General features: G+C 66.0%; 13 protein-coding genes and 1 pseudogene. 10 read left to right on the plus strand and 4 right to left on the minus strand.

All coding sequences use genetic code 11. The features are described 5' to 3' along the window. Positions 1-1,245, plus strand: a complete 1,245-nt coding sequence (locus PCA10_RS10600; protein ID WP_016492073.1) for a lipoprotein-releasing ABC transporter permease subunit — start codon at positions 1-3, stop codon at positions 1,243-1,245. A gap of 51 nt (positions 1,246-1,296) precedes the next feature. On the opposite strand, the gene PCA10_RS10605 is transcribed toward PCA10_RS10600, so the two are convergent. Then, on the minus strand, positions 1,297-1,824 hold the full coding sequence (locus PCA10_RS10605) for a DUF2062 domain-containing protein (protein WP_016492074.1): 528 nt from the start codon (positions 1,822-1,824) through the stop codon (positions 1,297-1,299). 171 nt (positions 1,825-1,995) lie between these two features. Between PCA10_RS10605 and PCA10_RS10610 the strand changes: the two genes are divergently transcribed. From PCA10_RS10610 to murB, 8 genes are all read left to right on the plus strand, one after another. After that, positions 1,996-4,221: a DNA internalization-related competence protein ComEC/Rec2 gene (locus PCA10_RS10610; protein WP_041770628.1), complete on the plus strand. Its 2,226-nt coding sequence runs from the start codon at positions 1,996-1,998 to the stop codon at positions 4,219-4,221. A gap of 72 nt (positions 4,222-4,293) precedes the next feature. Further along, the gene (locus tag PCA10_RS10615) at positions 4,294-4,929 is read left to right on the plus strand and encodes a MotA/TolQ/ExbB proton channel family protein (RefSeq protein WP_016492076.1); all 636 of its coding nucleotides are present in this window, start codon (positions 4,294-4,296) and stop codon (positions 4,927-4,929) included. Beyond that, complete coding sequence (locus tag PCA10_RS10620; protein ID WP_016492077.1) at positions 4,926-5,372, plus strand: ExbD/TolR family protein; 447 nt, start codon at positions 4,926-4,928, stop codon at positions 5,370-5,372. The genes PCA10_RS10615 and PCA10_RS10620 overlap by 4 nt, the downstream gene beginning before the upstream one ends. Continuing rightward, a complete protein-coding gene (lpxK, locus tag PCA10_RS10625) occupies positions 5,372-6,376 on the plus strand; it encodes a tetraacyldisaccharide 4'-kinase (RefSeq protein ID WP_016492078.1) in 1,005 nt (334 codons plus the stop codon). Before PCA10_RS10620 ends, lpxK begins: the two co-directional genes overlap by 1 nt. Before the next feature lie 40 nt (positions 6,377-6,416). After that, positions 6,417-6,602: a Trm112 family protein gene (locus tag PCA10_RS10630; protein WP_016492079.1), complete on the plus strand. Its 186-nt coding sequence runs from the start codon at positions 6,417-6,419 to the stop codon at positions 6,600-6,602. Beyond that, on the plus strand, positions 6,599-7,363 hold the full coding sequence (kdsB, locus tag PCA10_RS10635) for a 3-deoxy-manno-octulosonate cytidylyltransferase (RefSeq protein WP_016492080.1): 765 nt from the start codon (positions 6,599-6,601) through the stop codon (positions 7,361-7,363). Before PCA10_RS10630 ends, kdsB begins: the two co-directional genes overlap by 4 nt. Next, positions 7,363-7,827, plus strand: coding sequence for a low molecular weight protein-tyrosine-phosphatase (locus tag PCA10_RS10640; protein WP_016492081.1), 465 nt, complete (start codon positions 7,363-7,365; stop codon positions 7,825-7,827). The genes kdsB and PCA10_RS10640 overlap by 1 nt, the downstream gene beginning before the upstream one ends. Beyond that, positions 7,824-8,843, plus strand: a complete 1,020-nt coding sequence (gene murB, locus PCA10_RS10645) for a UDP-N-acetylmuramate dehydrogenase (RefSeq protein ID WP_016492082.1) — start codon at positions 7,824-7,826, stop codon at positions 8,841-8,843. Before PCA10_RS10640 ends, murB begins: the two co-directional genes overlap by 4 nt. Before the next feature lie 655 nt (positions 8,844-9,498). Here the strand turns inward: murB and ppnP are convergent. Together ppnP and PCA10_RS10655 are read right to left on the minus strand one after the other, a co-directional pair. Continuing rightward, positions 9,499-9,780 carry a pyrimidine/purine nucleoside phosphorylase gene (gene ppnP, locus PCA10_RS10650; RefSeq protein WP_016492083.1) on the minus strand — a complete coding sequence of 94 codons (282 nt, stop codon included), beginning with the start codon at positions 9,778-9,780 and terminating at the stop codon, positions 9,499-9,501. A gap of 87 nt (positions 9,781-9,867) precedes the next feature. Beyond that, positions 9,868-10,410, minus strand: a complete 543-nt coding sequence (locus tag PCA10_RS10655) for a 3'-5' exonuclease (RefSeq protein ID WP_016492084.1) — start codon at positions 10,408-10,410, stop codon at positions 9,868-9,870. 112 nt (positions 10,411-10,522) lie between these two features. Here PCA10_RS10655 and PCA10_RS10660 point away from each other — a divergent pair, with 112 nt between their 5' ends. Next, positions 10,523-11,395 (plus strand): NAD(P)-dependent oxidoreductase, encoded by an 873-nt coding sequence (locus PCA10_RS10660; protein WP_016492085.1) that lies wholly within the window; start codon positions 10,523-10,525, stop codon positions 11,393-11,395. A 129-nt stretch (positions 11,396-11,524) separates the two neighbouring features. Here PCA10_RS10660 and PCA10_RS10665 read toward each other — a convergent pair. Continuing rightward, positions 11,525-11,719: pseudogene (locus PCA10_RS10665) on the minus strand (DMT family protein); the annotation flags it as partial. Positions 11,720-12,064: the final 345 nt, after the last annotated feature.

Genomic DNA, 12,064 nt, shown 5'->3' on the forward strand with positions numbered 1-12,064 from the left:
ATGTTCAGACCTCTCCCGATCTTCATCGGTGCGCGCTATACCCGCGCCAAGCGCCGTAACCACTTCATCTCGTTCATTTCCCTGACCTCGATGATCGGCCTCGCCCTCGGCGTGCTGGCCATGATCGTGGTGCTCTCGGTGATGAACGGTTTCCAGAAGGAAATGCGCTCGCGCATCCTCGGCATGGTGTCCCATGCGACGCTGAGCGCCGAGCAGCCCCTGGACGACTGGCGGCGGGTGGCCGATGTCGCCCTGAAGCATCCGCAGGTGGTGGGCGCGGTGCCCTTCGCCGAGCTGGAGGGCATGCTCTCCTTCAAGGGCATGATGCAGCCGGTGCAGATCAACGGCATCGACCCCAATGAGGAGACCAAGGTCTCCATCATCGGCCAGCACATGGTCCAGGGCGCCCTGAACTCCCTGCAGCCAGGTGAGTCGGGCATCGTTATCGGCGAGATCACCGCGCGGCGCTTCCGCCTCAACGTCGGCGACAAGCTGACCCTGATCGTGCCCGAGGTGAGTAGCGCGCCGGGTGGCATCACGCCGCGCATGCAGCGCTTCAGCGTGGTGGGGGTATTCAAGGTCGGTGCCGAGCTGGACAACTCGCTCGCGCTGGTCAATATCGCCGACGCCTCGGCGATCCAACGCTTGCCGGAGGGCCATGTGCAAAGCGTGCGCATCGCCCTGAAAGACCTGTTCCTGGCGCCGGAGGTGTCCAAGCAGATTGTCGCCGAGCTGGGCCAGGGCTACCGCGCCGATGACTGGACCCATACCCAGGGCAGCCTGTTCAGCGCCATGAAGATGGAGAAGACCATGATCGGCCTGCTCCTGCTGCTGATCGTCGCCGTGGCCGCCTTCAATATCATCGCCACCCTGATCATGGTGGTCGCCGACAAGCGCGCGGATATCGCAATCCTTCGCACCCTGGGCGCCACGCCCCGGCAGATCATGGCGGTGTTCATGGTCCAAGGCAGCGTGATTGGCGTGATCGGTACCTTGATCGGTACCGTGCTGGGGGTCATCAGCGCCCTCAACGTCAGCACCTGGATCGCCGCGCTCGAGCGTATCAGCGGCCGGCAGATCTTCAGCTCCGACGTCTACTTCGTCAGCTACCTGCCATCCGAACTGCAACTGGGCGACGTACTGCTGATCTGCGGTGCTGCCCTGGTGCTGAGCTTCCTGGCCACCCTCTACCCGGCCTGGCGCGCAGCCCAGACCCATCCGGCCGAGGCCTTGCGGTACGAATAAGGCAACAGGCAGGAAAAGAAAACGCCGCATCTAATGCGGCGTTTTTTCGTTTCAGCGGCTGGTTTCTCGCCGGGCTTTCTGGCGCTTGCGCCAGCTATGGCCCACCCACCAGCGCCAATAAAGCATGGTCAGCATGTAGCCCAGGGCGCCCACCAGCACGCCGCAGACCAGAGAGCCTAGGAGGAACGGCTGCCACAGGGTGGAAAGTTCCTGCGTGATCCACTCAAAGGTCAGTTCGTCGGGCAGCGCGCGCGGAGCGATCTGCATGATCCAGGCACCCATCTTGTAGGTGCAGTAGAAGACCGGCGGCATGGTGATGGGGTTGGTGAGCCAGACCAGGCCCACCGAAATCGGCAGGTTCGCGCGCACCATGATGGCGAGGGCGGCGGCCAGCAGCATCTGCATGGGAATGGGCACGAAGGCGGCGAAAAGGCCCATGGCCATGGCGCGGGAAACCGAATGACGATTGAGGTGCCAGAGGTTCGGGTCATGGATCAGGGCGCCGAGAAATCGCAGCGACTTGTGTTCCCGGATAGTGTCCGGATTCGGCATGTAGCGTTTGAAGATACGACGCGGCATGGGCGGTCTCTGGCGACGGAAGCGCCGGGTATTATGCACACACGGAAATTACATCGCCGGGTCACTTTGTGTCGGCAAATTTAAAGGGAAGTGTGGCGGCCGGATCGACCTGCGCAAGGTGGTCCGACGCATTGCACGCATCCCGTCCCAGGGAAGGGAGATCGGATGCCCATGCTCTCGGGCCTGGCCGCACTCGCCGCCGGGCTGCTCATGCTGCGCTGGATGCCCGGCTTGCCACCGCTCTGGTGGCTCTACCTGCAACTCGTTCTCGGCTTATTGCTGCTGGGCTCCCGCGCCTGGCGCCTGGGGCTCTTCGCGCTCGGTCTCGGCTGGGCGTGCCTGAGTGCCCAGTGGGCCCTGGATGATCGGCTGGCGCCCGGGCTCGACGGTCAGGTGCGCTGGTTGGAGGGGAGGGTGGTGGGTTTGCCCGCCAGCGCCGAGGGCGTGGTGCGCTTCGAGCTGGAGGATATCCACGCCGATCGGGCGCACCTGCCCGGGCGCTTGCGCCTGTCGTGGCACCAGGGGCCACCTGTGCTGGCCGGGGAGCGCTGGCGCCTGGCGGTAAGCCTCAAGCGGCCGCGCGGCCTGGTGAATCCGGCGACCTTCGACTACGAGGCCTGGTTGCTGGCCCGGCGCATCGGCGCCACCGGCTCGGTGAAAGCAGGCGAGCGCCTGCAGGCGGCGGAGGGCCCCGTTGCCTGGCGTGAAGCCCTGCGCCAGCGTCTGCTGGCGGTGGATGCGCAGGGTCGCGCCGGCGGACTCGCCGCGCTGGTGCTGGGAGATGGTTCCGGCCTCCGGGACGCGGACTGGCAATTGTTGCGGGATACCGGCACCACCCACCTGATGGTGATTTCCGGCCAGCACATCACACTGTTCGCCGGCGTCCTCTATGGGCTGGTGGCGCTGCTGGCGCGTTTCGGTCTTTGGCCGAGGCGCCTGCCCTGGTTGCCCTGGGCCTGCACCCTGGCCTTCGCCGGCGGGCTCGGCTATGGCCTGTTGGCCGGCTTTGAAGTGCCGGTGCAACGGGCCTGCGTGATGTTGGCCGTGGTCCTGCTCTGGCGCGTGCGCTTTCGTCACCTCGGGGTCCTGACCCCCTTGCTGGCCGCTCTCTGCGTGGTACTGCTGGCCGAACCCCTGGTGGTGTTGCAGCCGGGTTTCTGGTTGTCCTTCGGCGCGGTGGCGCTGCTGGTGCTGGCCTTCGCCGGACGCCTCGGGGCCTGGCCCTGGTGGCTGACCTGGTGGCGTGCCCAGTGGGTGATGGGGCTGGGCCTGGCGCCCCTGTTGATGGCGCTGGCCCTGCCCATCAGTTTCAGCGGCCCGCTGGCCAACCTGCTGGCGGTGCCCTGGATCAGCCTGCTGGTACTGCCCCTGGCATTGCTGGGAACCCTGTTGCTGGGCGTGCCATTGCTCGGCGAGGCGCTGCTCTGGCTGGCCGGCGGTGCGCTGGAGCTGCTGTTCCTGGTGCTGGCCTGGATCGCCCTGCAGCTACCAGCCTGGATACCAGCGCAGATCCCCTTCTGGGCCTGGGGGCTGGGCGCGCTTGGTGCGCTGCTGTTGATCGCGCCGGCCGGCCTGCCCGTGCGCGCGCTTGGCCTGGCGCTGCTGCTGCCGATGCTGTTTCCGCCCCTGGACCGTCCGGCCCACGGTGAAGCCGAGGTACGGGTGCTGGACGTGGGGCAGGGGCTCTCGGTGCTGGTGCGAACTCGCGAGCATGCGCTGCTCTACGATGCCGGTCTGCGCCGGGGCGACTTCGATCTCGGCGAGCGGGTGGTGGTGCCGACCCTGCGTGGCCTCGGGGTGAGCCGGCTGGACCTGATGCTGATCAGCCATGGCGACGCCGACCATGCCGGTGGCGCCATGGCCGTGGGGCGAGGGCTGGCGGTGAAGCGGGTGCTCAGCGGCGAGCCGGAGCGCCTGCCGGTCGTGCTGGGCGCCGAGCGCTGTTCGGCGGGGGAGGCCTGGCGTTGGGATGGGGTGGACTTCCGGATCTGGCAGCCGCCGCCGGGCGGCGACAGCAACGACAGTTCCTGCGTCCTGGCGGTCCAGGCCGGCGGCGAGCGGCTGTTGCTCGCCGGCGATCTCAGCGCCCGTGGCGAGGCGGCCTGGATCGCCAGCGGCCAGCCCCTGGCGGCACGCTGGCTTGTGGCCGGCCACCATGGCAGCCGGACATCCTCCAGCAGCTTCTTCCTGCGTGCCGTGGCACCGGAGAAGGTGTTGATCTCCCGAGGCCACTTGAACGCCTACGGTCATCCGCATCCGTTGGTCGTCTCGCGCATAGAGGCTTTGCCAGCTGGGCTCCATGACACGGCGGTGGAGGGGCAGTTGCTGCTGCAGCTGGGGCGCGGAGGCGAGCCTGAGTCCGAGCGGGAAAAGTCTGTGTTCTGGAGGGAAAAATGAGAACGGGGGCGGTCGGCGAGGGCCTGACCCTATGCTAGAGTGGCGCCACTTTTCCGAAGGGGATTTCCTACCGTGTGGGAGTTGGTCAAAGCCGGTGGCTGGATGATGCTGCCGATCATTCTGAGTTCCATCGCCGCTACCGCGATCGTTGCCGAGCGCCTGTGGACCCTGCGTCTGAGCCGGGTTTCGCCGCCGCATCTGCTGGGTCAGGTCTGGCGCCAGATCAAGGACAAACAGCTGAACGCGCAGAAGCTCAAGGAGCTGCGCGCTTCCTCGCCCCTGGGTGAAGTACTGGCCGCGGGCCTGGCCAACTCCAAGCATGGTCGCGAGATCATGAAGGAGTGCATCGAGGAGGCCGCCAGTCGGGTCATCCACGAGCTGGAACGCTACCTCAATGCCCTGGGCACCATCGCCGCCATGGCACCGCTACTGGGCCTGTTGGGCACGGTGTTCGGCATGATCGAGATCTTCGGCGGCTTCATGGAAAACGGCATGGCCAACGCGCCGGTCCTGGCCGGCGGTATCGCCAAGGCCCTGGTGACCACCGCGGCCGGCCTGATCGTCGCCATCCCGGCGGTCTTCTTCCATCGCTACCTGCTGCGCCGCGTCGACGAGCTGGTGGTGGCCATGGAGCAGGAAGCGATCAAACTGGTGGAAGTGGTCCAGGGTGACCGCGAAGTCGACTTCGCAGAGGAAGCCAAAGCGTGAAGTTCCGCCGCCGGGCGGGCAATGTCGCCCGCGAAGAGGTGTTCCTCAACCTCACTTCGTTGATCGACGTGATCTTCGTGCTGTTGCTGTTCTTCGTGGTTACCACCACCTTCAGCAAGCCCAACCAGCTGAAGATCGAGCTGCCGGAAGCGGTGAGCGGCACGCCGCCCGAGGAAACCCAGCTCAAGACCCTGGAGCTCTCCATCGGCGCCGATGGCCAGTATTCGCTCAATGGCCAGAACCTGGTGAAAAGCGACCTGGCGACCCTGATCGCGGCCCTGGGCCGCGAGTCGGAAGGCGACAACAGCCTGCCGCTGGTGATCAACGCCGATGCCCGCACCACCCACCAGTCGGTGATCACCGCCATGGATGCCGCCGGCAAACTCGGTTTCAGCCAGCTGCGCATGACCACCATCGAGGCCGACGCGGCCAAGCAGCCCTGATGGCCTTCTCCGACCGTCTGCTGGACGCCTGGTACCGGGGCCACCCGGCCCTGCACCTGCTGCGGCCGCTGGAGTGGCTCTACCGGCGGGTGGCCGTGCGCAAGCGCGCGGCCTTCCTCTCAGGGGGCAGCGACAGCTACCGGCCCCCGGTACCGCTCATAGTCGTGGGCAACATCACGGTAGGCGGCACCGGCAAGACCCCCATGATCCTCTGGTTGATCGAGCACTGCCGCGCCCGCGGGCTGCGCGTCGGCGTGGTCAGTCGTGGCTATGGCGCCACGCCACCGGAGCTGCCCTGGCGGGTGCGCGCGGAGCAGGGCGCTGAACAGGCCGGCGACGAACCCTTGCTGATCGTCCAGCGCAGCGGCGTGCCGCTGATGATCGATCCGGACCGCTCCCGTGCCGTGCGCGCGCTGCTGGAGCAGGAAGAGCTGGACCTGGTCCTCAGCGACGATGGCCTGCAGCATTACCGTCTGGGTCGCGACCTGGAACTGGTGCTGATCGACGCCGCGCGGGGCCTGGGCAATCGCCGCTGCCTGCCGGCCGGCCCCCTGCGCGAGCCGCCGGAGCGCCTGGCTGCGGTGGATGCGGTCCTGCGCAACGGCGCATCGAGCGACAGCCCCGACGGCTTCGCCTTCACCTTGCAGCCGAGCGCGCTGGTCAATCTGCGAACCGGCGAGCGCGTCGGGCTCGATCGTTTCCCGCCGGGCCAGGCCGTGCATGCCGTGGCCGGCATCGGCAACCCGCAGCGTTTCTTCGCAACCCTGGAGGCGCTAAACTGGCGCCCGATTCCGCACCCGTTCGCCGATCACGCGGTCTACAGCCCGCAGACCCTGGAATTCGCACCAGCGCTGCCGTTGCTGATGACCGAGAAGGATGCGGTGAAATGCCGGGCCTTCGCCGCCGCCGATTGGTGGTACCTGGCCGTCGATGCCGCGCCGTCGCCGGCCTTCGTCGCTTGGTTCGACGGGCAGCTGTCCCGCCTCCTGCCAGACCATCTCTAACCCAGGCAGCTCCAGGGCTGCCCTCTGAAGGATTCACCCCATGGACCCGAAACTCCTCGATATCCTCGCCTGCCCCCTGTGCAAGGGCCCGCTGAAGCTCGCTGAAGACAAGAGCGAACTGGTCTGCAAGGCCGACGCCCTGGCGTTCCCGGTGCGCGATGGCATCCCGGTGATGCTCGAAGGCGAGGCGCGCACCCTCAATGTCGACGAGCGACTGGACAAATGACCCAGGCCTTCACCGTCGTCATCCCGGCCCGCTACGCCTCCACCCGCCTGCCCGGCAAGCCGCTGCAGGACATCGCCGGCAAGCCGATGGTCCAGCACGTCTGGGAGCAGGCACGGCGCAGCGCCGCCGAGCGCGTGGTGGTGGCCACCGATGATGCGCGCATCGTCGAGGCCTGCCAGGCCTTTGGCGCCGAGGTGCTGCTGACCCGCGTCGACCACAACTCCGGTACCGATCGCCTCGCCGAAGTGGCTACCCAGCTGGGCCTGGCCAGTGACGCCATCGTGGTCAACGTGCAGGGTGACGAGCCGTTGATTCCGCCGGCCATCATCGACCAGGTGGCCGCCAACCTGGCCGCCCACCCGGAAGCCGGCATCGCCACCCTGGCCGAGCCGATCCAGGACGTGCAGGCACTGTTCAATCCCAACGTGGTGAAGGTGGCCGCCGACCTCAACGGCCTGGCCCTGACCTTCAGCCGCGCGCCGCTGCCCTGGGCCCGCGACGCCTTTGCCGTCAGCCGCGAGCAGCTCCCGGCCGAGGTGCCGTATCGCCGTCATATCGGCATCTACGCCTACCGCGCCGGTTTCCTCCACGACTTCGTCGCCTGGGGCCCGTGCTGGCTGGAGAACACCGAATGCCTGGAGCAGCTGCGTGCGCTCTGGCATGGCGTGCGCATCCATGTGGCCGATGCCCTGGAAGCACCGCCTGCGGGCGTCGATACCGCTGAAGACCTGGAGCGCGTGCGGCGCTTGCTGGGGGCCTGATGCGCGTTCTGTTCGTTTGCCTCGGCAATATCTGCCGTTCACCGACCGCCGAAGGCGTGCTGCGGCACAAGCTGCGCGAGGCGGGCCTGCTCGAGCAGGTGCAGGTGGATTCGGCCGGCACCGGTGACTGGCACGTGGGCAAGGCGCCGGATGCGCGCACTCGCGTGGCCGCGCAGCGTCGCGGTTATGACCTGTCCCAGTTGCGCGCGCGGCAGGTGTCCGTGGAAGACTTCGGCGGCTTCGACCTGATCCTGGCGATGGACGAGAGCAACCTGGCCAACCTGCGCAGCCTGAATCCGGGCAAGTCGGTGGCCGAGGTGGACCTGTTCCTGCGTCGCTACCAGCTGCAGCTGGACGAGGTGCCGGACCCTTACTACGGCGGAGAAGATGGCTTCGAGGCGGTGCTCGATCTGGTGGAGCAGGCCTGCGACGCGCTGATCCTGGAAATCAAGGGGCGCCTGTGAGCCTGGTCCTGCAAGAAAACCAATCCCTGAAACCCTTCAACACCTTCGGCGTGGATGTCAGTGCGCGTCTGTTCGCCGAGGCCAACAACGACGCCGAGGTTCGCGCGGCCATTGCCCTGGCGGCCGAGCGCGGCCTGCCGCTGCTGGTGATAGGCGGTGGCAGCAACCTGCTGCTGACCCGCGACGTCGATGCCCTGGTGCTGCGCATGGCCAGCCGTGGCATTCGCATCCTGGTCGACGACGGGATGAAGGTGCTGCTGGAAGCCGAGGCCGGCGAACCCTGGCACCCGCTGGTGCTCCGGACCCTGGAGCAGGGGCTGGGCGGGCTGGAGAACCTCAGCCTGATCCCCGGCACCGTGGGCGCCGCGCCCATGCAGAACATCGGCGCCTATGGCGTCGAGCTGAAGGACGTGTTCGCCGGGTTGACCGCGCTGGACCGGACCACCGGCGAGCTGCGTGAATTCGGCCTGGAGCAGTGCCAGTTCGCCTACCGCGACAGCCTGTTCAAGCGTGAGCCCGGCCGCTGGCTGATCCTGCGGGTGCGGTTCAACCTCAGCCGCGCAGCAATGCTGCACCTGGACTACGGCCCGGTTCGCCAGCGGCTGCAGGCCGAAGGTATCGCGGCGCCGACGCCGGCGGACGTCAGTCGCGCCATTTGCGCCATTCGCAGCGAGAAGCTGCCGGACCCGGCGGTGCTGGGCAACGCCGGCAGCTTCTTCAAGAACCCCCTGGTCAGCGCCCAGCTGGCCGAGCGCCTGCGCAGTGAGCACGCCGACCTGGTGGCCTATCCCCAGGCCGACGGCCAGGTGAAGCTGGCCGCCGGCTGGTTGATCGACAAGGCCGGCTGGAAGGGCTATCGCGACGGCGACGCCGGGGTGCATCGGCTGCAGGCCCTGGTGCTGGTCAACTACGGCGGCGCCACCGGCGGCCAGCTGCACGCGCTCGCCGAGCGTATCCGCGCGGATATCCTTGCGAAGTTCGGCGTGGAGCTGGAGATGGAGCCGAATCTGATCTGAGTGGTGGTTGAGCCGGCCTTTGGGCCGGTTTTTCCGTTGGCTTGGAGATAGTGGTTCAGCTCATTGCCGAGGGGGCTTTCGGGTTTCTGTTTCGCCTTCCCGGGCGAGTCACTTCTGGCAGTCGCCCCAGAAGTAACCAAGAGGGCTTGCCCCACCATCCGGGTTTGGCTTCGCCAAACTTCCCTTGCTACATCGCCGTTCCGGAGGCCCGCCGCGAAGGGCCATCCATGGCCCTGCGCGGCTCTCGCGGCATCCATGCCGCTCGTCCTCCTCCACAACGATTCCGCGCGGCCTCCTGAAGGGGCGTTTTGCGCGGCGTCATCTTCTCTGCTTCGTTTCAGTCCGGGATGGGCATCAAGACTGTTTGGCGCTCGCCGGCGCGAGTCACCGCTAGCCCTTCGGGCGGTCCGATCCGTCAACGCGGAGCCTGGCAATGACCATCACACAACCCCGCTAATCCGATACCCACAAAAAAGCCCCGCATCGCGGGGCTTTTTCACTGCGGTCGAACCTTAGAGTCTGTTCACGATCCAGCGAGCTAGAGCCATGCAAGGCAAAAGCAGGCGAGGACGCGGAGTTTACGAGCTGTAAATAGGCAGTCCGAGCCTGCTTTTAACGCCGCAGGGCCGGCGCGCAGCTGATCGTGAGCAGGCTTTCAGCGGTATTCGCAGAGGTAGGCGGTGTCTTGAGCCACTTTCAGCTGGAACTTGCTGTTGGCCGGAACGGTGAACTGGGTACCGGCGGCGAAGGTTTCCCAGTTTTCGCTGCCCGGCAGTTTCACGGTCAGGGCGCCGGCGACGACGTGCATCACTTCCAGCTGGCTGGTGCCGAATTCATATTCACCGGGGGCCATCACGCCGATGGTGGCCGGGCCGTCGGTCATGCCGAAGGCGATGGATTTGACGGTGCCGTCGAAGTACTCGTTGACCTTGAACATGCTGGACTCCTGAAGGGGGCTGAAAGGGTCTGAAAGGGCCCGACAGTATGCCCAAGGCATGTTCCAGCGTCACTAGCTCCCACGCATTCAGGCAGGCAGCACCAGGGGCAGCAGGCGTGCGGTGTTGCGGGCGTCTTCCAGGGCGCGGTGCTGCTGGCCCTGGAAGTTCAGGCCGGCCAGTTGCAGGGCGGTGTGCAGGCCCACGGCGCGCTTGAGTTGGCGCACCTCGGCGAAGCGTTGCTTGAGGTTCAGGTGGGGCACCGCGTTCAGCAGGCTGTCGAGGCCGTGGAGTTGCCATTCCTGTTCCAGTTGCCGGCGGTCGTAGTCGCCCCAGCTGGCCCAGCCCGCGAGGCGCGGGCGGTGGTGGCCGAGCCAGCGCTCGAAGGCCGGCCAGACCAGGGGCAGGCTGGCGGCGCTGTCCACGTCTGCCTGGTTGATATGGGTGAGTTGCCGGCAGAAGCCGGTCAGGCAAGGGCGCCTTGCGGGGCGTACGAAGCGCTGGAAGTGATCCACCTCATGCCCGTCGGCACCGACCAGGCTGGCGCCGATCTCGATGATTTCCATGTCTTCCAGTGGCCAGCCACCCTCTTCGGTGGTGGCTTCGAGGTCGATGACCAGCCAGTGCGGCATGGCGTTCTCCTTGGCGGGGTGGGGTGCTGGCCTGGAGCGAGTATGGTGGCGCTTTCGCGGGTCGGCAAACTGCGTGTTAGGCTTTTCCGCAGGTCGACGAAGGAGAACAACAATGGCTGAAGTTGCGTTTATCGGTCTGGGGGGGATGGGCTTCAACATGGCCGGGCATCTGGCTTGCGAAGGCCATTCGGTTCGGGTCTACAACCGCACGGCGGGCAAGGCAGAGCTCTGGTGCGACGAATTCGGTGGCGATGCCTTCGCTTCGCCGCGTGAGGCGGCCGAGGGAGCGGAGTTCGTGATGGTCTGCGTCGGCAATGACGACGACCTGCGCACGGTGCTGCTGGGATCTGACGGCGCCTACGCCGGGATGGCGCCCGGCTCGATCCTGGTGGATCACACCACCGCTTCGGCGGAGTTGGCGCGAGAGCTGGCCACCCTGGCCGCCGAGCGCGAACTGGGGTTCCTCGATGCCCCGGTTTCCGGCGGCCAGGCCGGTGCCGAGGCGGGCATGCTATCGGTGATGGTCGGTGGCGAGCAGGCCTTCTATGACCGCGCGGCACCGGTGATCGACAGCTACGCCAAGATGATCCGGCGCATGGGGCCGGTGGGCAGCGGCCAACTGACCAAGATGGTCAACCAGATCTGCGTCGGAGGCCTGCTGCAGGGCCTGGCCGAGGCGCTGCATTTCGCCCAGTGCGCCGGGCTGGATGTCCAGGGTGCGATGGAGGTGATCAGCAAGGGGGCCGCCCAGTCCTGGCAGCTGGAACACCGCCACCAGAGCATGCAGGAAGGCAAGTTCGACTTCGGCTTCGCCGTGGACTGGATGCGCAAGGACCTCTCCATCGTCCTCGACGAAGCCCAACGCAACGGCGCGCAACTGCCGGTAACGGCCCTGGTCGACCAGTTCTACGCCGAGGTCCAGGCCATGGGCGGCGGCCGCTGGGACACCTCCAGCCTGATCGCCCGACTGAAGAAGCCTGCGTAGCGATAGGGGCCTCTAGGCCGCCGAGCAAAGGCCAGGCTAGGAAGAAATCGGCGAAGACGCGGAGTTAACGCCTGTTAATGAGCAGTCTGAGCCGATTTCTGACAACGCATGGCCGAAGCGCAGGCGCGCCTAGCTGCGGAAGATGAAGTAGACGGCGCCGAGGAGGCATAGCCCCGCCCAGAGATAGTCCAGTTTCAGCGGCTGCTGCATGAAGTACACGCTGAACGGAACGAAGATCGCCAGGGTGATGACCTCCTGCATGATCTTCAGCTGGCCGACCGAGAGTTCCGTGTAGCCGATGCGGTTGGCCGGCACCATGATCAGTACATGCAAGTAATCAACCACCTAGTGTGTCTTGTAAGTGCCGCTGAAATGGACAAGGCCCCTGCATGCGCATGGGGTTTGGCTCAAAGCATGCTAGGCGCATGAGGTTCATCTTCGATAGGCACACTTTTCGGTGCGCTAAGTGCTCTGCGTTGAAAAATACCGTTTGATGCCATGCACGATTGCGAAATGAGCGCGGTACAAGAAGAGTTTGGTTTAATGGAGTGGAAAATGCTTCGATATGAAGGGTTTTGAGGTTTGTTCGGATTTATATCGCTAGAGTAAATAAAAGTAACTTAACTGATTTCAGCTTGAGTGGGTGTTATAAGAAAGATTTCTTTAAGT

It is taken from the genome of Pseudomonas resinovorans NBRC 106553 (genome assembly GCF_000412695.1).
GTDB lineage: Bacteria > Pseudomonadota > Gammaproteobacteria > Pseudomonadales > Pseudomonadaceae > Metapseudomonas > Metapseudomonas resinovorans_A.